The sequence below is a fragment of the Shewanella sp. 125m-1 genome (assembly GCF_052977065.1).
This window is the reverse complement of the sequence record NZ_JBRILT010000068.1, coordinates 1-20960: the sequence shown is the minus strand read 5'-3', so window position 1 is coordinate 20960 and position 20960 is coordinate 1. Positions and strand designations below refer to the sequence as shown.

At 45.3% G+C, this 20960-nt stretch carries 20 protein-coding genes; 8 read left to right on the top strand and 12 right to left on the bottom strand.

Annotated elements, in window-relative coordinates; all coding sequences use genetic code 11:
• Positions 1 to 108: 108 nt before the first annotated feature.
• The 3 genes from ACVBIK_RS19885 to ACVBIK_RS19875 all read right to left on the bottom strand — a co-directional run bounded on the left by ACVBIK_RS19885 (position 109) and on the right by ACVBIK_RS19875 (position 2961).
• Positions 109 to 1047: a pseudouridine synthase gene (locus ACVBIK_RS19885; protein WP_447170356.1), complete on the bottom strand. Its 939-nt coding sequence runs from the start codon at positions 1045 to 1047 to the stop codon at positions 109 to 111.
• A 102-nt stretch (positions 1048 to 1149) separates the two neighbouring features.
• Complete coding sequence (locus tag ACVBIK_RS19880) at positions 1150 to 1743, bottom strand: LON peptidase substrate-binding domain-containing protein (protein ID WP_447164563.1); 594 nt, start codon at positions 1741 to 1743, stop codon at positions 1150 to 1152.
• Positions 1744 to 1905: 162 nt separating this feature from the next.
• A complete protein-coding gene (locus tag ACVBIK_RS19875; RefSeq protein WP_447162371.1) occupies positions 1906 to 2961 on the bottom strand; it encodes an alpha/beta hydrolase in 1056 nt (351 codons plus the stop codon).
• Positions 2962 to 3168: 207 nt separating this feature from the next.
• Here ACVBIK_RS19875 and ACVBIK_RS19870 point away from each other — a divergent pair, with 207 nt between their 5' ends.
• The 3 genes from ACVBIK_RS19870 (at position 3169) to ACVBIK_RS19860 (ending at position 6727) form a co-directional block, all read left to right on the top strand.
• Positions 3169 to 3630 carry a YhcH/YjgK/YiaL family protein gene (locus ACVBIK_RS19870; protein ID WP_447170355.1) on the top strand — a complete coding sequence of 154 codons (462 nt, stop codon included), beginning with the start codon at positions 3169 to 3171 and terminating at the stop codon, positions 3628 to 3630.
• 34 nt (positions 3631 to 3664) lie between these two features.
• Positions 3665 to 4213, top strand: a complete 549-nt coding sequence (locus ACVBIK_RS19865; protein WP_447170354.1) for a protein tyrosine phosphatase family protein — start codon at positions 3665 to 3667, stop codon at positions 4211 to 4213.
• A 228-nt stretch (positions 4214 to 4441) separates the two neighbouring features.
• Positions 4442 to 6727 (top strand): aminotransferase class V-fold PLP-dependent enzyme, encoded by a 2286-nt coding sequence (locus ACVBIK_RS19860; RefSeq protein WP_447170353.1) that lies wholly within the window; start codon positions 4442 to 4444, stop codon positions 6725 to 6727.
• 139 nt (positions 6728 to 6866) lie between these two features.
• Here ACVBIK_RS19860 and mepA read toward each other — a convergent pair whose 3' ends face one another.
• The 7 genes from mepA to ACVBIK_RS19825 form a co-directional block, all read right to left on the bottom strand.
• Positions 6867 to 7760, bottom strand: coding sequence for a penicillin-insensitive murein endopeptidase (mepA, locus tag ACVBIK_RS19855; RefSeq protein ID WP_447170352.1), 894 nt, complete (start codon positions 7758 to 7760; stop codon positions 6867 to 6869).
• Positions 7761 to 8626: 866 nt separating this feature from the next.
• Positions 8627 to 11851, bottom strand: a complete 3225-nt coding sequence (locus ACVBIK_RS19850; RefSeq protein WP_447162366.1) for an efflux RND transporter permease subunit — start codon at positions 11849 to 11851, stop codon at positions 8627 to 8629.
• A 12-nt stretch (positions 11852 to 11863) separates the two neighbouring features.
• Positions 11864 to 13249: an efflux RND transporter periplasmic adaptor subunit gene (locus ACVBIK_RS19845; protein ID WP_447162365.1), complete on the bottom strand. Its 1386-nt coding sequence runs from the start codon at positions 13247 to 13249 to the stop codon at positions 11864 to 11866.
• 11 nt (positions 13250 to 13260) lie between these two features.
• A complete protein-coding gene (locus ACVBIK_RS19840) occupies positions 13261 to 14583 on the bottom strand; it encodes a TolC family protein (protein ID WP_447170351.1) in 1323 nt (440 codons plus the stop codon).
• Positions 14584 to 14875: 292 nt separating this feature from the next.
• Positions 14876 to 15277, bottom strand: a complete 402-nt coding sequence (locus tag ACVBIK_RS19835) for a hypothetical protein (protein WP_447162382.1) — start codon at positions 15275 to 15277, stop codon at positions 14876 to 14878.
• A 189-nt stretch (positions 15278 to 15466) separates the two neighbouring features.
• A complete protein-coding gene (locus ACVBIK_RS19830) occupies positions 15467 to 15643 on the bottom strand; it encodes a DUF3012 domain-containing protein (protein ID WP_447162363.1) in 177 nt (58 codons plus the stop codon).
• 54 nt (positions 15644 to 15697) lie between these two features.
• Positions 15698 to 16063, bottom strand: coding sequence for an STAS/SEC14 domain-containing protein (locus ACVBIK_RS19825; RefSeq protein WP_447162362.1), 366 nt, complete (start codon positions 16061 to 16063; stop codon positions 15698 to 15700).
• A 180-nt stretch (positions 16064 to 16243) separates the two neighbouring features.
• Between ACVBIK_RS19825 and arfB the strand changes: the two genes are divergently transcribed.
• From arfB to ACVBIK_RS19800, 5 genes are all read left to right on the top strand, one after another.
• Positions 16244 to 16666 (top strand): alternative ribosome rescue aminoacyl-tRNA hydrolase ArfB, encoded by a 423-nt coding sequence (arfB, locus tag ACVBIK_RS19820; RefSeq protein ID WP_447162361.1) that lies wholly within the window; start codon positions 16244 to 16246, stop codon positions 16664 to 16666.
• 161 nt (positions 16667 to 16827) lie between these two features.
• A complete protein-coding gene (gene aroQ / locus ACVBIK_RS19815) occupies positions 16828 to 17280 on the top strand; it encodes a type II 3-dehydroquinate dehydratase (RefSeq protein WP_447164557.1) in 453 nt (150 codons plus the stop codon).
• Between the two features lie 14 nt (positions 17281 to 17294).
• Entirely contained in the window at positions 17295 to 17741 is a 447-nt protein-coding gene (gene accB / locus ACVBIK_RS19810; protein ID WP_447162359.1) for an acetyl-CoA carboxylase biotin carboxyl carrier protein, read from the top strand.
• Positions 17742 to 17782: 41 nt separating this feature from the next.
• Positions 17783 to 18445, top strand: a complete 663-nt coding sequence (locus ACVBIK_RS19805) for an SDR family NAD(P)-dependent oxidoreductase (protein WP_447162358.1) — start codon at positions 17783 to 17785, stop codon at positions 18443 to 18445.
• A 116-nt stretch (positions 18446 to 18561) separates the two neighbouring features.
• Complete coding sequence (locus tag ACVBIK_RS19800) at positions 18562 to 18915, top strand: hypothetical protein (protein ID WP_447164554.1); 354 nt, start codon at positions 18562 to 18564, stop codon at positions 18913 to 18915.
• Between the two features lie 2 nt (positions 18916 to 18917).
• Here the strand turns inward: ACVBIK_RS19800 and ACVBIK_RS19795 are convergent, their stop codons facing one another.
• Together ACVBIK_RS19795 and ACVBIK_RS19790 are read right to left on the bottom strand one after the other, a co-directional pair.
• The gene (locus ACVBIK_RS19795; protein ID WP_447164553.1) at positions 18918 to 19544 is read right to left on the bottom strand and encodes a DsbA family protein; all 627 of its coding nucleotides are present in this window, start codon (positions 19542 to 19544) and stop codon (positions 18918 to 18920) included.
• 219 nt (positions 19545 to 19763) lie between these two features.
• On the bottom strand, positions 19764 to 20849 hold the full coding sequence (locus tag ACVBIK_RS19790) for a linear amide C-N hydrolase (protein WP_447170350.1): 1086 nt from the start codon (positions 20847 to 20849) through the stop codon (positions 19764 to 19766).
• Positions 20850 to 20960: the final 111 nt, after the last annotated feature.

Sequence of the window (20960 nt, the reverse complement as noted above, 5' to 3'; positions counted from 1 at the left end):
CTAGGTTCTAGGTTCTAGGTTCTAGGTTCTAGGTTCTAGGTTCTAGGTTCTAGGTTCTAGGTTCTAGGTTCTAGCAAGAGCGTGCCAATCAATAAGTTCGTAAAACAGCTATAGATTTTGTACTTCATTTTGCAGGTTAAAACCTTCGCAACTCACATCGATATGCTCGTGAGTGATGGGATCGGTGAAGCATAAGCGCTTCGCCATCAATTTCAGCGGCGCCGCAAAATCATCGGCCGCTTTATCGAGTAATTCTGGGTAAAGTCTGTCGTTTAAAAGTGGCATACCGAGACTCATCATATGTAGCCTTAGTTGGTGGGTTTTTCCGGTGATAGGCTCAAGCTCAAACAGGCCAAAACCATTATGCACTTCTATTAAGCGGATCGTAGAGTGACTATTGGCCTCACCTTCGCTAATGCACATCAGAAAACTTGGAACCGTTTTCTGCAAACGGTTTTTAACCGTCCATGCCATAGGAAGACTTAATGCGCCTTGGGTTATCAGTGAGTTAACCTCAGCATTTAAGGGCGCTATCGCTTGATAAGTTTTGCAGATCTCGCCACGCTTAAATAACTCATGGTAGTCATGTCGAGTATCGCTATTTAAGCTTAGCAGCATCACGCCCGCTGTCGCTCTATCTAGGCGATGAGCCGCCACTATCTCTTGGTTCCCGGTCTTTATCCGCAACCTGTTAACCAAACACTCATTAACGAAGTTACCACTCGGGTTCACCGCTAAAAAATGAGGCTTAAATACCAGCATAAACGCATTCGTCTGTAGTAAAACCTGTTCTTTAAAGGGGATGATAGATTCGCACTCTACTTCACGGTAATAATAGACCCGTTCGCGAGGGGCAAAAGGCGTATCTAGAGTAATGGGCGTGCCATCGCGCCAATGCACTTTTCCCTCAACAATACGTGCTTGCCACACGGCTTTGGCGATTGTGGGAAACTGACTAATGAGGAAGCTAAACACTGTGGGTTTATCGGTTACTGTTTCCGGTAACACCACATAGGAGGCTTGGGTAGCGCGAACAGAGGAGCTCATAAGACTCAAAATATAGAGGTATGCATAATAAAAGTGGCGCTACTTTAGCAAATAGCAGTCTATTATCAAAATCGACTAAAAAGTGCCTATTATCAAAATGACTTAAGAGTGCTGATTATCTCTAGCATGGGATTTAATTAACTCCAGCACAAAATTCATTGTCTTGTGGCAATTTGGCTGGTCAAGTAAGCGCAGCTTGTCTTGATTATAAAGAGGCAGCACCTCTAACCAGCGCTGACTCACCCAAGACGCATCTTCAAGGTGGACGTCATTTTCATACAAACCAAATAGATCCGGGTTAACTTCATAAAACTGCTCTAGGGCGGCGCTAATTAACTCAAACTCACCATAAATGGGCTCATGTTGCCAATTATTGCTACGTAGTACGCGACTGATCCAAATACCATCTTTTCGTTGCGCAGCCGACAGTACTCTCACTCTTTGCTTACCCTCAATCACTAAACCTAAAGAGTCATCATCAAGCAGATTAAAATCGATCACTTCACATTGAGTCGCCGTCTCATAGCAAGGTAAGCTACTATTTTCCCTCCCCACTCCAAAAACAAGCGGGTAATGACCTTTGAGGATCTCAGCGATCATGCTCAGATAGCGTGGATCGATCACACGGATCTCCAAACGCCCTTCGGGTAACAACAAGGTGTCATGGGTTAATAACGCCATTTCTTGTGTCTGCATAATAACCTCCCCCCTTTAATAGGTAGGCCACAGTATTTTGACTTATGTCAATAAAGCTAAAGTGTAGCAGCTGAACAAATTTCAGCCAGCACACAACACCAAGCTCTCCCTACCTAATAGACAGGAAAACGATGGGCTTTATTACACAAACATGCAGATAGGCTATAACCTCTCAATCCGCTGTAGTAAGGTCCCTTTAGCTATAACATCAGCTAAATCATCAGCTAATACTTGGCTAATCGCCACGGATTGACGCCAATACTTAATTCGGCTATCAGTGTCTAAGTACTTAAAGTCTTCTCTATCGGGTAACTTGCCATAGGGCAAACCCTGCAAGTAATTCTGAGTGGGAGCCAAGATAAGTGCATTGTCATAATTGGCTTTCGCCAACCGCCAAGACAAGGACTTATCAAACCAGCCCGGTGACATGTTAGGGTAGAAATGTGGGTATAAAGTAAGGCCTGAACTCTGTTGTAAGGGCAAGTCAAAGTGATAATCAGTAATGCCACCATCGTAATAGTGCCCTTTGGGCGCCCCCTCAATTTGGGTAACCGGAGACAGCACCAAAGGGATAGAGCCTGTCGCTAACAAGACTTGATGCATATTAGCTTCTGATAACGAGTAAAACTGACTCGGCAGATCGTTAAGGTCGGCATAAGGGGAGCACTTTTTATCAACACCAAAAACGCAGCGCTTAAAGTGCCAAGATAGGCTCTTTCGATTAACAAAATTGGTCATGGCAGCAGTCGCTAGCCCCAAAGCTAATGGTCCACGTCCACCCATCTGGTTAAGGTGCCTTGCCTGACACGCAATGTAATGGCTATTGATCTGTTCATGTCCAGCAATCTCAACCGCACCGCGACTCCCCAATAATCCCTCTATAATGCCTGCAACCTGAGTAGAGACCTCTTTTGCTGTCGGTTTAGTATCGTAACGCTGACCAATGTAAAGCGCTTCTAATCGGTCATAAGCTGATTGCGGATTAGCTTGCGCTAGACATGCCAGTCGCCACGCCCCCGATGAAGCGCCGAGAGTATGCAGCGGCTGATTTAAGTCTTTAAAGAACTCGGTAAAAAGATAGCGGTCGAGCCCAGCAATACCGATCCACTTAGGCCCTCCCGAGGCTGCCAGCAAGCGTGAAAACAGTTCAGGTTTAAATCCATTCTCGCTCAGAGTGTTAAAAGCCTTTGGCCCGGCGATAAATCGTAATGCAGACACACTCATCCTTATTCGGTTAATTATTTTCAGTTTCAATCAGTCTACGTCATACCCTAAACTTGATGCTTAATCGACGCAACAGGAAGTATTATCTTGTATCGCCTAACTTAAGTTAGCGTTACACTTCGCCCTATAAACGGTGCGTCTATTGGCGTGCTTTTGTCTAACTAATTAATTGGTCAGATTCGACCACTGCGAGCAAACATCATGATTGTTGATACGTTAGCGAACCGCGACATCTATGCTGCGATTAACCCACAAATTGCTAAAGCCCTTGAGCATCTTGCAACGACCGATTTTAGCCTGCTTGAAGTAGGTAAATATGAACTCGAAGGCAAGAACTTGTTTGTTATCATTAATGATTACCAGACCCAGCCTAAAGAACTTGAAGCATTTGAAGTCCACCAGCAGTATATTGATGTGCAATATGTAGTGAGTGGCGAAGAGGAGTTTGGTTACCTACCTTTAGCTAACCAAACCCCGTCGAAGCCATACTATGGCGAACACGACTACGCTAATTTTGATTATGAATCGAATAAAGATGACGCCGCTTTTATTCCACTAAAAGCAGGTATGTTTGCCTTGTTTTTCCCTGGTGATATCCATATGCCAGGCACTGGTGCTAACGCAAATAAGGTGAGAAAAGTGGTCATTAAAGTTAAGGTTTAATAGCAGTCAGTATCAATATTTCAAGGATAGAATAATGCGCTTTGTCAGTTTACTCATTGTTTTGCAACTTAGCTTTCTCAGCCCATTCGCTATGGCTTCCATCACGCCTGACGAGCTACAACAAATAAAAGCGATACAATTTAATGATGGCAAGGTCATAACGTCCGGTCTACCTAAGAAGTCTGAATTTTCAGCGCTAAAAGCATCAGGTATCGAGCTGGTGATCAACTTAATCCCAACAGAAAACCCTAACGGGTACTCCAATGAAGCTGAGCTGGTCACTCAAGCTGGTATGGACTATGAAGGAATTAATGTTGATTGGCAAAACCCAACAATAGATGATGTTGGCCGCTTCTTTAGCATCATGGAGGCTAATCAAGGTAAGCAGATCTTAGTGCACTGCGCGGCAAACTATCGGGCATCTGCGTTTTACTACCTTTATCTATTAAAGAACGGCCACAGCGACTCTATTGCTTATCAACAAAAAGTGATGGCACCTTGGGGCGAGCTAACTCAAGCCTTAGCTGACTACCCTCAATGGGCAAACCTTATCGAACAGGTAAAAGCGAATATCAATGAGTAAGCGTGTCGTCTCAAGCCCGAACTCTCATCAATTCTAACAAGCGCCCAATCGGGCGCTTTTTTTATTAGCGATAAGCTCTTCTCTTCACATTAGCCATAACTCAAGCTGTCAAATTTGTGATCTTGATCATTATTACCAAGCTGCTAATATAGCCAAACAGAATTAGTTATACCAAAAAAGAATAACAGTATTTTAACGGCACAATTATAAAAATAAGAGCCATGAATAATGAATAAACTAAATGAGTTAACTCAAATCTATCTTGACGCTAATGCCACTACACCAGTCTTACCTGAAGCTGCAGCCGCTGCGCTATCAGCCATGGAAACCTTGTTTGGTAATCCAAGTAGCAGCCATATCACAGGCCTAAAAGCCAAAAATCTGATGGAGCAAACCCGTCAACACGCGCAACAGTTACTCGGTAGTGGTGCGGGTAAGCTCATCTTTACCAGTGGTGCAACAGAAGGGATCCAAACCTCGATCCTTTCAGCGCTGATTGCGGCGAAGACTCAGATACAAGCGGGGAAAAGCTACAGCGTACTCTATGGCGCCACCGAGCATAAAGCGGTGCCCGAATCTCTCAAACATTGGCTTAAGGTGCTAGATATACCAGCTGAGGTAAAAGCTATTCCAGTCGATCGTTTTGGCCTACTCGATCATGATGTTATTCGCCAACAAGCTCCCAGTGCGCTGATGATTTGTACCATGGCTGTTAATAATGAGACTGGCGTATTTCAAGACCTACAACAGTTAGAGCACACTATCCGTAGCAGTAATCCTGCTATATTTTGGATGGTCGACTGTGTGCAAGCCCTAGGTAAAACGGCACTCAATCTTGAACAAACAAGCATTGATTACGCGCCATTTAGCGGCCATAAGCTCTACGCACCAAAGGGGATAGGTTTTGTTTATATCCGAGAAGGTGCACCTTTCACGCCTTTTATTGCAGGAGGAGGCCAAGAAAGTGGTTTACGCTCAGGCACTGAGAACCTACCAGGGATGGCCGCACTTGACGTGATATTTAAGATGCTACTACCTAACCAACACTCTGCGTTTAGTAACAACGAGGCACTACACAACTACAGACAGCAGCTTGCAGATACCTTGACTCAGTGTTTTCCGCAGGTGGTGTTTAATAATAGTTTTGAACATAGTGTGCCAACGACAATTAACTTTGCCGTACCTAACTTCAGTAGCAAAGAGATCATGGACCTCTTTGATGCCGCTAATATTCGTGTCAGCTCAGGCTCAGCCTGCAGTTCTAAGGTCACCCGCAGCTTTGTACTCGATGCCATGGGGTTACCTGCTTGGCAAAGCGAGTCTGCCATTCGAATGTCTTTCGGGCCAGCCATGACCCAAGCTGATGTAGACACTGCTTGTGAGCGCATCAAAATGGCCTCTCAAGCCTTAACCCAAAGCTGCTTAGTTGTCGACATCGCGAATGATACGACAGACAAAGCCGAGTTAGATGGCTTATTACAGCTGCGTTCTGGCGCTAGTTGCACTTGGGTTTATGCTGATAAAGTTAGTAAACAAGCAATCATTATTGACCCGCTCCCAGAGCTGCAATGCCGACTTGATACACTGCTGCAATGCCAGCAACTCACCCCTGTTGCGATTATCGACACCCACGGACATGCCGATCATGTGTCTGGGCGTGAAGTCTTAGCTAACCGTTACTTAGCCGAGCAAGATAGCGATATTTTAGGCTGGCCTTATCAGAGCCAAACCATCGAGCAATTTGGCGGGGAGTATGAGGCGATTACGATTGGCTCACAGCAATTAATAAAAGTGCCGACTCCGGGTCACACCAGCGATAGCATAAGCTTACTCCTCTGTGCAGCTGAGCAAGGTGAGCAAGGTGAGCAACTGCAGGTTCAGTATGCTTTTACTGGCGACACGATTTTAATGGGAAGTCTAGGTCGAACCAATTTTGATTCGAGCTCAAGTTCGGCGCTGTTTAGCAGCCTAAAACGACTCAATAACAGCCTCAGTCCCGATACGCTCATTTGCGCAAGCCATGACTACAATAATGAGTTCACCACCAATCTCAGCGCAGAGATGATGCGTAATTCGCTGCTTAACGCGGTATTAACGCAGCAAATATCTGAAGCGGACTTTGTGGTGCGTAAAGCGCAGCTCGATAGCCACCTAAATGATGAAGTGGGGACAGAAATTATGTGCGGTGCCTACGTGGGCAGCTGTGATAAGTCTGCCATCAAAGAATATGACTCCAATAGCCTAGCGGCAGCGATGCATAATGATAGTCAGGTACGGATAATCGATATCCGCGAGCCCCATGAATATGCTCTCAACCATGCCGATGGCTCAAATAAAAATGTGCCTTTGACTCGGCTAGTACAGTTTATTCAAGAACATCAATACCAAAAAGACAAACCTTGGGTACTGGTATGTCGCAGCGGTAGCCGCTCGATGATCGCTGCACAAGCGATGCAAAGATTAGGCTTCGAGCAGATCTCGCACCTTAAAGGCGGCTATGCGCTCAATCATTAAATTATGTTGCGCCTAGCGTTATCGGCAGCATAAGGTTTAAGCACTTCAGTGATGGCTTAGAAGATTAAGCGCATTAAAAAGCCCTTTGCGGATAACTGCGAGGGGCTTTTTACGGGCAAATTAACATATTAAATCACTACTACTTTGCCGCGACCATCACCGAACACTGCTTAGGTTTAACCTTAGCTTTTTTGCTTTTTGGCTTAGCTTCTGCTGTCGCAGTTGATTTAGACGCAAGCGGTTTCGGTTTTTCAACCTGAGTTTGAGTCAACTGTTGTTTCCACCAGCCCAGCTCACCACAGCCATTGCCGCTGGGGATCGCCGCTTGATCTCGGCAAAAAGGGTTATCATCAGGGCAACTCAGTCTAACGTGCATATGATAGGTATGGCCCCACCAAGGACGAACCTTATTCAGCCAGGAATCATTAGCTAAGCGCAGATCACAAAGGTGTTGCTTAATCACGGGGCTGACAAATATCCTTGCAACACGTTCATCTTCTGAGGCCAGCTTTAGCATTTGAGTATGCGCCTTAGACCATACCTGAGTATCAAGTTTGAACTGCTTCTTATTGACCAATTTAAGGGGGGTAGGCTGCTCACGCTCAGCCTCTGTTAACGGCTGACTCGTTTGCTTCAACCAAATATCAACATCTAGCCCTATCTGATGACTGCTATGTCCCTTAGTAAAATTGCCGCCCCTTGGCATCGACATGTCGGCGACCAAAATATCACTGAAGCCTTGCTGATTAAGCTTGGTAGCATAACCCTCTATAAATCGTATCAGACTGGGGTGACCATAATAACGCTGTCTTGCGGTACGAATAACCTGATAACCTTTGCCAACCAGTGGCAGCGCTTGAGCCCCCTTCAAACACCCATTGGCATAACTGCCAATGGCACTGGCTTGAGTACCATAAGTGGTACCCACGGCTTCCCAAGGATTTGCCGTCGCCATCGATGCAACAAACAAGCTCAAGCCTACAAATCGGCGTACGCCTAGCCCGGTGATCTTCCACAATCGGCTCGCTAACATCCCTTATCTCCCTATGGCGATGGTTACTTTAGAATGCATAAACTAAGTCAACCCACTTTGATTCACTCTATAAATGCATTTTGGCTCACTCCATAAAAGATAGTTGAGATTACAGCGCTATCATCAGCGTAAGCTAAATAATGATCGCTACAGTAGGTTTTACAGAGGGGATTTTTGATGGGTAGTTTTTTAAGAGGAATTTAAAGGATATTTTTGAATCGGAGTCTTTAAAAGGTAGCCTTTGAAGAATAGTTTTAAAGTAGAGCCTTTAAAGGGGAGTCGCTCTGCGGGCCAATAGCTCAACTCTTGAGTGTTCGACTGTAAACGAGTATTTGAGACGCAATTTGATTCTAGTTAACCGTCCTAAAACGTAATGTAGAAGACTCACTTTCAGCTATTTGCCAAGCCTCTCTTTTGCTGTTCACATATAAGTCTCTGCAATTTAAAAAGAGTATCAGCCATGATACCGCCTATCACTTAACATCGTGTATATGCTATTAGAATCTGTCTACACATGAAATCAACACAATCATCCACATAAGCATAAACAGCCTAGAAAATGCGGAGCGATCCCGCTCCGCGTACTAAATATGCCAGCCATGCTGGCACTTTATTCATTAAGGTGGTTAGGCATAACCGCAAGCATCATTATGGAATAAAAACATTTCATATGACTCGCCCCTTAATAACTAAATCGCTGTATTAACAACTTGCAAACCGTAGCTAAAAAGCAAGAGATAACGCTGATGGCAGACTAATGCGTCAGCGTTATTTCTCAAGCCTTCTCCATTATCCATAATGGAGGTTCAAAAGATTAAACTTGCTTGAATATCGGTGCTGCAATGAGCACCAGATATTCAAAGGTATTACTTGCGCCCTTGATATAACCAACGGTAAAGCGTCGGTAATACTAATAAGGTCAGCGCTGTCGAACTAAAGAGACCACCGATAATCACCACGGCTAGCGGCTGCTGGATCTCACTTCCTACTCCTGACGAAATCAGGATTGGAATAAGGCCTAATGCTGAGGTTAGTGCCGTCATCAGTACTGGGCGTAAACGCCCTACCGTGCCTTCATAAACCGCATCATAGAGCGTCTCGTCGGTCTCTTCTTTAACGCTGGCTCGACGTTGATTAATAGAGTCGACCAATACCACTCCGTTTAGCACCGCCACCCCAAACAAGGTGATAAAACCAATAGAGCTAGGCACCGACAGATAAGTGCCGCTGACAAACAGTGCAACCACACCACCAATTAAGGCCAGCGGTACGTTGGCCATAATCAAGCCAACTTGCTTTACTGAGCCAAAAGAGAAATACAGTAGCAGTGCAATCAAACCGATAGAGATAGGTACGACCAACATTAACTTTTGCTGAGCACGCTGCTGGTTCTCATACTGACCGCCCACAACTACTGTGTAACCCGGTGGAAGTTCAGCCTGAGGCACGATGGCGTAAATATCATTGACCACTGAGCCCATGTCACGATCAGAAACGTTAGCCTGCACCACAACGCGGCGCTGAACATCATCACGACGAATGTTAGGTGGTGCCATCTCAATCACAACATCGGCGACTTCACCAAGACGAACCGTAGCACCGCTGACGCCCGTCAATAGCAAGTTTTCTAACACATCTGGAGAGCTACGATATTGCTCAGCTAAACGCACGTAAATATCGTAACGCGCATTACCATCGATAACTTGGCCTGCACTCCCGCCACCAATACCCTGGCTAACCAGCGCCATGATTTCATCAACACTAATGCCATAGCGAGCCAGTTGATCACGCTTAGGGCGAACAACTAATTGCGCCTCACCACTGACCTGCTCCAGTGATACGTCTACCGCACCTGGGATCTGTGAGACTAAATCGGTCAGCACTTGGCCGCGCTCAGATAATACATCTAAGTCGGGTCCAAAAATCTTAATCGCTAGCTGGGCTTTAACACCTGACAACAGTTCATCGACGCGAGTCGCAATGGGCTGGGAGAAGGTAAACAGTAACCCTGGATAGACGTTAAGTTTTTCTTCCATCTTACGTTGCAGTTCAAAGCGATTTTCCGCGCTTACCCATTCATCAACCGGTTTCAATCCGATATAGATCTCGATGTTGTTAACAGGTTCAGGGTCGCCACCTAACTCAGCAGCACCAATACGGCTTAGGGCGTAATCCACTTCAGGGAATTCAAGCAGAATCGCCTCAAGCTTTGGGGCAACATCCAGTGATGTGCTAAGGCTTGCCGTAGGAGCAAGGGTGACACGCAGATTAATGGTGCCCTCTTCAAGTTCAGGTACAAACTCTGTCCCTAACCTTGGCAATAACATCATGCTCATGGCAAACATGACAGCAGATGCAATCACCAACACTTTAGGGTGTGCCATGGTTATGCTTAATAGTTTACGGTAAACGGACTCAATCGGCTTAAGCACCGCACTTTCTCGTAGCACAACGCCGCGTTTAAATAGATATACCGCAAGCGCAGGTACCGCAATCAAGGCAACTAACAATGCCGAGATCATCGCAAGAATAATACTCACCGCCATCGGCTGGAATAACTTACCCTCAACACCTTCAAGGGCAAACAAGGGTGCAAACACCACGATGATGATCGCGGTCGCGAAGAAAATTGGGCTACATACCTCTTTAGCCGCCAGCATGACGCGCATAGCGATACCACCGCTAGATTCATCATGAACGCTATTTTTAGTGCCATCTTCATCGCTATGGTAAGGATCTACCTCACCAGAAGCGCGCTTTTGAGCGTTTAGTAAGTGGCGTTTATCGGGTTGAGTGAGATGCTTGAAGATATTCTCTACCATCACCACCGAGCCATCCACCAGCATACCAATGGCAACCGCTAAGCCACCTAGCGACATCAAGTTTGCTGACATACCAAAGTAAGACATCACTAACAGTGCAAGACCGATAGAAACAGGAATAGACAGTAGTACCAACATGGTCGCGCGGATGTTGACTAAGAACAGCGCCAAGATCACCACGATAAAGATAAACGCCATGAATAGCGCGTCACGTACCGTAGTAACGGCTTGATTAACAAGGTCTGCTTGATCATAGAAGACTTCAAACGACACACCATCAGGTAGCGCCTGCTCAATCATTGCAGTGCGATCGCTAATATCGTCGATCGTTTCTTTGGTGTTCGCACCCATACGTTTAAGTACAACACCTGCAACCACTTCACCCAGATTTTGAGTATTTCCCGCTTCGTCACGGCGCGTCATTGTCACCGCACCAACGCGGATTTCACTGCCGTAATCGACCTTAGCAATATCACCCACACGTACAGGGGTACCGGCAACTTCGGTCAGTGGGATTTGTGCAATCGCTTTTAGACCCGCATCGCCCGCAGGCAATAAACCATAACCACGTACAACTAATTGCTCCTGGCCCTGATCCATAAACCAGCCACCCGCGTTGCGGTTATTGCTCTCTAACGCGCTAGTGACCTGCGCCATAGATAAGCCGTAGCTCAATAGCTTGTTTGGTTCTATTTGCACTTGGTACTGACGTACCTCACCACCAAACGATAATACTTCAGTCACGCCGCCCACAGGCATCATGATAAGTTTCACCATGTAGTCGTTGATACTACGCAGTTCAGCAGCATTCACTCCTGACTCAGGTGTGGCACGCAAGATGTACTGATAGATCTGTCCAAGACCTGACGTATTTGGGCCAATTTCAGGTACGCCAACTCCGTCGGGGATCATTTCACGAGCAGCTTGCAGCTGCTCAAACACTTGCTGACGCGCAAAATAAATATCAGTGCCTTCAGCAAATACCACAGTCACAATCGACAAACCCGTACGTGAAAGTGAGCGAACCTCAGTCACCGCAGGCAAGGCATACATCGCCGACTCAACAGGGTAACTGATTAACTTTTCAACCTCTTCCGCCGCTAAGCCTTCGGCAGCAGTATTAACCGTTACCTGAACGTTGGTTACGTCAGGAAAGGCATCTAAATTGAGTTTTGGTAGCATAGCGATACTGGCAATAACCAAGCCTATTAGCGCAAGCACTACCATCAGACGGTTGCGAACGGCAACGTCTATGAGTTTCTGTAACATAGCTGCAGCCTCTTAGTGATTGTGGATATCGAAACCAGATTTAGCTTGCTCAGAGGCGAGTAGAAACGCACCTGACACAACAACCTGAGCATCTTTCGCCAAACCGCGCACCAAGTTCATGCCACGCTGACGCTCAACCACTTCAATCTCTATCGCTTCAAAACCATCAGCGCCTTCGATGAACACCTGCCAGTGACCGTCGCTACTACGTGTTAGCGCCGAATCAGGTAAAATAACCCCACCTTCTGAAGCATCAGGAAGGTACAGTTCAGCAAATTGACCTGCATGTAACACATGGCCTGCATTTTCAAAGGCCACTAAGATCTGCTCAGTACGAGTGACGCTATCAAGCTCATGTGAACGACCAATGATGGTGCCTTCCATGCTCTTGTCGCCAACTTTGACCACTGTTTTGCTGCCAATACTGACATTTTCAGCTTGCACTGGCGTCAACTCAGCTTCTACCCAAAGGTGTGACTCATCCGTTAACTGCATTAGCGCCGTACCTGCCGGTATAATTTGGCCTAACATGGCGATATCTTGCTGAACACGACCTGTAATCGGCGCAATCAACTGATAACTACCTATGGTTTCTGGTGCATTAGCTAAGGCTTTAATCTGCGCTGGCGTCATCTTCATCGCTTCTAACGTGGCACGCTTAAGCTCGGCATCCACTTGAGCTTGCAGGCGACGACTCGCGCTGACAGCGCTAGCGCTCATGCGCTTCACTCGGCTCCACTCTGCTGCGGCATTAATATAGTCAGCTTGCGCTTGAGCCACGGCGACGCCGCCTAGCGTTAGCAGTACATCTCCCTTGTTAACTTCTTGCCCTGGAACAACGCTTCTTTTTAATATGCGAACATCTACCTGAGGAGCAATAGTGACGGTTCTGTCTCTATCCACGACCAAGGTGGCTGTAGCGACAGCTTCTAGACTAAAAGTTTGCTCACTCAACTGAGCGACTTCGATACCCGCCAATGCCTTTTGCTCAGCGGTCAATTTAATACCATGAGCCTCTTCTTCAGCTTCTTCTGCATCGTGACCATGACCATCACCTTGTGCGTTCTCTTGTTCTGCATCGTGATCATGACCGTCATCCAGTGCATTTGCTTGATCAGCGTCGTGATCGTGGCTGTCACCATGGGCGTTGGCTTCTTCGGCGTTATGCTCGTGAGCATCATCTTGTACTTTCATCAAAATGATCTCTTCAGCACCGTGATCATGGTCATCGCCAGCGGTTGCAATCGTAGGCAATAAAAACGCCGTGGTTAGTGATATCAAAAAGCCAAAGCTCATTGCACGAGTAATTGCATTTAGTCCGAATACGCTCGATTTTACAGTGCTGTTCATATTGTTAAGCATCACTTGTTGTACCGTTGAATTATTTGTCGTTTTCATCATCTAAGCCTTTATTTTCTCTGCTCAAGAGCTGCCACATTGGCACCTTGAGTTGATAGCTGACTATTGAGGTAGCCTTCCAATTGCCCACTTACACCCATCCAGTTCAACCAGTTTTCATACAGGGCTGATTCGAGCGTTAGACCCGCTATATAGCTGCTGCTCATCTGTCTTTGGCTTTGTAGGTAATCGCTAGTATTGATGTCGCCAGCCTGCCACTGTTGTGACAATGATTTGGCCGCTTTAGTACCTGATGTAAGGACTAAATCACTCCAATCTTTATAGCGCTCAGTGAGTCGAGGAAGGCTTAATGAAAACTGCTTTTGTTGCTGTAACAACACACGTTCTTCGGCAAGGTAGGCTTGCTCTGCAATCACAATACCTTGATTAGCAACAGCAATAGCTTCGCTATAGTTATTTCTAATCTGTAGAGGGATCGACACGCCTACACCGAACTTATTCTCGTCACCTTCACGCTCTGCGCTAAGGCTAATACTCGGATCGGCGCTACCATCAGCCTTTGCTTGTTCTACTGCGACTTTGGCAACCAGTACTTGTTGATAAGCACTCTTAAGTGCTGGCAGCTCTGGTGATACCTCTAAACGACTTGCTTGTAGCGTTAATGCATTAATAAAATCTTCAAACGGCAGTTCAAATTCACCAAACAATGCCAATACGGCTCCATCTGCTGCAATTGATGCTTGCTCGCCCAAGGCGTAATCAGCGGCGCTGTTAGCAACGTCGAGTTGCATTAACTGCAACTCAACACTCGACATATCACCCACCTCGGTGCGCTGACGCGCAATTTCGAGTTGCTCTTTGGCACGATTGAACTGCTGCTTTTGAAACTCTAGCACCTTACGCGCCTGGTTTTGATTAGCTAACGCTTGCAATCTTTCGGCTAGCATCTGATTGCGTTCTAGCGTGATAGTAGACAGTAAAATTTCGCTTTCAAGCTGTGCTATACGGGTAGCAACACCACGCTTATCGCCCCAATCGATAGTCTGACTGATATCTAGGCTATAAGTGTCATCGGTGGCATTTTGGTAACCCAAACCAAGCTCGGGGTTATAAACCGCCTTGTCTGACGCAGCCATGTTTAACTGTGCCTGTTGGCGGCGCGCAGCTTGAGCCTGCACTTCTGGCAAACTATTGAAGCGTTGCATAACCTCAGGAAGCCAATGGTTAAACTGCCCCATGTTATTTGTAGAGGCGCCAATTTGCGCTTGAGCCATAGACTCGGGCAATTGAGGATCAGTGTCCGCAGCTTGCAGCCTAGTCACTGAACCTGCCAAAAGGCCGAGTATCAGGCTGGCAATTATCGTTTTTTTCATCGTGGATCCTATCAACCCGAACGCAATCACTTCTATGCGATAAAAAACACCTAGCCTATGTAGGCTGCAGTAGTGTCAATGGCATGAATATGCGCTCGGGTGTAAATCGATATGAGTCAGTATGGATCCCATGATTTACCCCACAGATGACACAAATAATATCGAGTCAATAAGCGAGATATAGCAAGATCCACACAGTAATGTAATAAAGATTTAGCGAAGCTGAAGTTGGCGCTTAGCGTATGTAGCGCTGAAGGTGAAAATCACCTAGCCGATTTCAACCCCTATAGGGTTAAACGATTGGGGGGCGGTAATCCGGGAGTTGCTCTGGGGGAAGGTATTGCTCGTTAATACTATTTAGCTCATCGCTCACAGGTACTGATGGCACGATAGAGACAAATGACATTGCCGTCACGTGACCGCCGTGACAAGGGCAATCGAGGCACAACTCAAAACTTTTCGATTCGGTTTTATTGATTGTATGACTATGTGCGGTGTCATCGACATTAACGACTTGCTGTTCAATTGGGCAGGTACAGTCTACACATTGAGCAGAGGTTATAACATCTGCAATAAATTCGAGATGTGGGTGTGGCGCGCTTTCTTCCTCGTGATCCCCTAAATGTAACTGGTGCGCGCCAAGATTGCCGCCTGCAAATTGCAGGAGGACAACGGCGATCAGCACAGCTGCCATTTTATAAAGAGACTGGGGACTAAATAGACGCAAACTTCACCTATTGATTCGGTTTATAAAGCTAACAAAAAACGTATTGTAGCGATTAAGACTCGCATAATAGACTAAAGTTCACTGTAAACAAGATATTATCTAGCGCTTAGTGAACTTGCTCTCATTTTCAATGCGAGTCGGTTAAACTGTTGATATTTATTTAAATACACAGTGTTTAGCGTAATCGGCCGCTTCGTTAGCCGTCCAGTCTCCAGATGGCTTTTCTTTCATCTGTTTACACCAAGCTTCGCTGCCAACTTCTGGCGCACAAGCGCTCAGTCCAAATACCAGTGCACAAACCAATGACAGCCCTGACAGTTTAGTTAAAGACATCTGTAAATCCTTCTATTTAAATACGGCAATGAATGTTGCCCGATTATACCAAGATTAATTGCCCGTACGAGCAGCGATCCATTGTGTAGCCAACTCTTTTTGTTCTAATGGATACCAGGCCACTTCACCTTGCATAAATGGCCCCATGAGCCGCACTGCATTACCAAACCAGTCAGGACCACCGACAAGCACTAAGGCATCGAAATTTGGCAACTGAACTTCGCCGCTTCCTGTTAACGATTGCTGCTGCCAGCCCTCGAGTAAAACATCGGCTTCTACATAGATACAGATCTTACCGCTTGTGTCGCGATAACGCTCAATCAATGGTTGCATGATCTGACCGTAATCCTGGGTCGATAAGCGACCACTGGCAAATAAACTGATCACACCCTTAGCAATATCAGGGATCTTACACAGCATACATCGGCTCCGTAATTCTCAATAATGACGTAATGATTGCTTGATAATAGCAAACTCGCCGCGAAGGAAAAGTAGACCATCCCTTATTTCGGCTAAAAGTCTGTTAATATTGAGCAAAGGAAATTTAAGAGCCTACGCCTAGTTCCGCGTCAGGTAAACCATCAAAATAGGCGTACTGCTTTGGCAACAATAAAAATATCAAATTCAGTATCGATTCAAGACAGCGAACTCGAGTGGCAATTCATCCGCTCCAGTGGCGCAGGAGGCCAGCACCTCAATAAAGTGTCTACGGCTGCACAACTTATTTTTGATATCAAAAGTTCCTCTTTGCCTGAGTATTACCAGCAACGTTTACTCGCTAAGGCGGATCACCGCATTACCAAAAGCGGTAAAATCATCATTAAATGCCAGCAAAGCCGCAGTCAGGATTTTAATCGCCAAACCGCACTTGAGCAGTTTATTGTTTTAGTGGCCAGCGTTAATGCTGTGCAGAAAAAACGTATCGCGACCAAACCGACTAAAGGTAGCCAACGTCGCCGAGTCGATACAAAAAAACAGAAAGGGGCGACGAAAGCCCTCAGACAAAATAAATCTAACTTTTAGCCCTTAAGCCAAAGTAGAAAGAGGTGAGTCGAGATGAGAAATACTCACAAAGTTTGGCTATGTAGCTACAATGTTCGACAAGCAGCAGTTTTTTTGTTGAAATCAACGCTATAAGCGCATATTAATCTGCGTTCACAACAATGTATTCCAAGGGAATTGTCATGAGCAGCCAAGCAAAAATCTTATTAGTTAATGGTCCTAATTTAAATTTACTCGGACGCCGTGAACCTGGCCACTATGGTCATCATACACTGGATCAAATTGTCGATGATCTCAAGCAGAGTGCAACTCAAGCCGGAGTGCAATTAGAGCATATTCAATCAAACGCCGAACACTTACTGATTGAAGCTATTCACAATAGCGATGCCGATATAGTGATTATCAACCCCGCCGCCTTTACTCACACCAGTGTAGCGCTTAGAGATGCATTGCTTGGAGTCGCCATTCCATTTATTGAAGTTCATTTATCAAATGTGCACAGCCGTGAGCCATTCCGTCACCACTCTTACTTTTCCGATAAAGCCATTGGTGTGATCTGTGGCTTAGGCGCTCAGGGATATCAATTTGCACTGCAAGCCGCTATAGCTCGCTTAACTGCCACTGAAAAACATTAAGGTCAACCTAGTTAATGGATATTCGTAAAATCAAAAAACTGATCGAGTTAGTGCAAGAGTCTGATATTGCAGAACTTGAAATTAAAGAAGGTGAAGAGTCGGTGCGCATTTGTCGCCACAGCCCTGTACCGATGCAGTCAAATACACACGCATATCTCGCTCCAGCGAGTAGTGTCGCCCCAGCAATACCACGCCCAGTGAGCTCAAACAGTGCAGATGATAGCGACACACATCAGCTGCTATCGCCTATGGTTGGCACCGTTCACCTCACGGATAAAAATAGCCACACACCGCTGTGCACTGTCGGCCAAAACGTTAAGCTTGGTGAGGTCGTGTGCACCATCGAAGCCATGACGATGAGCAACCATATTACAGCTGATAAAGCGGGCATCATTAGTGCCATTTTGGTGGATGATGGTCAACATATCGACTTTGAGCAAGTCATTCTAGAGATAGAATAAACGCATATATACAAAAGCTTAAGTATTTAACAAGGAACCCTATGATACTCATTACCGGTGCAAGTAGCGGACTAGGCGCAGCGCTCGCCAAACTATACGGCGATGAAAGCCCAATTTGTATCACAGGCCGCAATAGCGAACGTTTACAGCACATTTCAGCCGTTATTAATCAGCCTTGCCTGACTCAAACTACCGATTTATGCAACGCTAATGCTGTTGAGGCCTTGTTTGATTCTCTGCCGCAAACACCTTCAATGATCATCCATAGTGCAGGCAGTGGCTATTTTGGCCCCATCGAAACACAATCATCTGAGGCTATTCAAACGCTGCTTAATAACAACGTTACCTCAGCAGCTTTCTTACTACGTGAAGCTGTTAAGCGCTATAAAGACCAAGCTGTGACGGTGGTCATCGTCATGTCGACCGCTGCGTTAGTCGCTAAAGCCGAAGAGTCTACCTACTGCGCAGCAAAATGGGCTGTCAGAGGCTTGGTCGAGTCGGTACGTTTAGAGCTAAAGAATAGTCCAATGAAATTAATTGCTGTCTACCCTGGGGGCATGGCCACCGATTTTTGGCCTACCAGTGGTAAACAAGCCAATACCAGCGACTTTATGAGTGCTGATGAAGCTGCAGGCATGCTAAAACACGCTTTAAAGAGCACCGAACACGGTTATATTTCGGATTTAACCATCGCTCGCGGTTAAACCTAATTGAGCGGGGATTATTAGCCGCTAAATTAAATGAAATAACTCAAACCTTTTCTATACTTAGCGAACCTAAGAATAAATAATTTGACCTAGAGTCAGGATAAGGAAAGTGGATGCGAACGGGTTTACTGTTTCTGGTTTTCTCAACAATATGTTTATTTATCGGCTATCACACTTACCTATTTATTATGCCGAGTGTTAAGGTCATTAATCAGTCTGGACAAATTTTAACTCGAGTCGAAGTCAGTCTGCCGAGCAATAACTTAGTATTTGATAATATTGCCCCTACGCAAACAATGCGTATTCATTACAATACCGATCAAGCTGACGGAGACTACGCATACAGCATTCGACTATCATCTGGGGAGCACATTAATGGCCGCTGCGGTTACGTTACTCACGACCAATATATGAAAGTCCTAGAGTTGACCATAGACAGCGACGACCAAGTTAGCTGTGCTGAATAGGTTTATTCGCCAAGTAATGCAGCAATCTGCTGGTAACTGCTTTGGTTATTTTGATAATCAATTTCAATCGAATATAACTCGCCATTGACTAACAAAACTAATGATGGGAAACCTTGAATAGGTAAGTGCCTTGTACGGTTTAGCTCCCCCTCTAACATCGCCCTGGTTTCATCACTGTTCAACGCTATCGCAAACTGCGTACTATCAAGCCCAAGTTTGTTCGCCAGTTCAACTAAAGTGGCATCATCAGATGGGTTCTTTGCCTCTAAATAATATGCCTGTTGAATAGCGAGCAACATCTCTTTTTCAAGGCCAGATTCTCGAGCCAGTAAAGCTGCGCGGCAAGCCGGATAAGTCGAACGACGTGGCTTACATTGCTGCCAAAAATCAAAATTAAACGCTGTGCCCAATTGCAAAGCAATTTTGCTCCAGGTTTGCACCAAAAACTGCTGCATCTCTTCAGGCATAGGCTCATCACTATCTGGTGCTAGGCCGCCCAATCTATATTCAATATTGAGTTCAGGAAAGTCTACTTGCAACTTAGATTGCAGTCCTAACCAAGTCTGCCTATAACCCCAGCACCAGCTACACATAGGATCATAAACATAATAAAGAATTGCCAAGTTCATGGATGATTGTACCTCCGTCCGTTTGAGGACTCCTAGACTACCTAGCCTGATAAATATGTCTAGTAATTAAGACCATTCGATCTATATTTTTTGACATATCATTCGAAGTAATCGATAAAAAAAAGCATGAAAAACTAATCGATTTTCTATGTCGGTTATTATATTTAAACAGCTTTTACCCGTATCTAAGCTCAAACCCGATATCAGCATTATTCGCGGTTAGTTGTTAACGCTCACCTCTTGGTAGCTAAATTGGCCACTGTCTAGCTGCTGTTTGCGTTCCTGTTTAACATTAAAATCAAGCTGCTTAAGATCAACTCGTTTTATCGCACTGTCATTCATGGTTTTATAAAATAATAAACCATTGCTCTGATCAATTACCGAGGTCCATTGAGTCGCACTCGGCAGATCAGTAATGTGGGATTTATCATTAAATTCACTACCAATTGGGATATCGAAGTTATTCAAAATGTGAAAAGCTTGTGACACCGCCTGCTGAGCGTTATTCAACACAGGACTGCTATTGACGTAAAACGCTGCACGAACGAATCGAGATGGCGGTGAGATATCACCCGGAAGGCCCACAAAGTTAGAACCAACACCAAAGGATTGCGCCTCTACACCATTAATTTTCTGTGGTGGACTTATCCCAGGATGAAGATTGATATAATTATTAAGGTTGGTCACTTGCCAATTATAATCTGGCGAGTTAGTTAGCACCTTAGCCGTATTTTTATGAATATTTATTTTGCCGTGATCCATTATTTCAATCACTATGCTATTGCCCTGCTTATCTGATACCCGCCAATGCGCAGTCGGTGAAGGATTACCCTGCTGGTCAAAGTAGACTGTGACAATCTTAATTTTATCTAATGCAGCTTCAACCTCAGCGACAGTCTCAAATCGAGTCAACATCCAGCGTACAAAATCCATATCCGTAATGTTATTGTCAGTTTGCTTTGGGTCATACTTGGAAAGCGAGCCGTAATTGCGGAAATAAAAGAGCCCTGCACTTAAACCTTTCTCATTAATGCCTTCAGCAATAAAGCGATCATCACTGACTGAAATCCCCACAAAACCATAGTTACTGTTCCAGGTTAAGCCTTTTTTCTGATCGGGCATAATCGCCGTATATTGATAATCTCGAGGTGAGATAATGAGTTTACTATTAAGGTCATTATGACCCCACTCGATAGTACGAGCCTGAATTTGATCATTACTGCTAGTCGATAACGTTATTCCGGTACAAGCACTCGCACCATGACTAATACCAAACTGGAAAATTAACTGGTCACACTTGCCCAATCCCTAGAACACAATTTTGTCACTCGCTCTGAATTCTCAGTAAAGGTATTCCAAGCCTCACACACACTATCGACAATATCTTCATAATTTTTGAAAACTCTATTAGCAAGG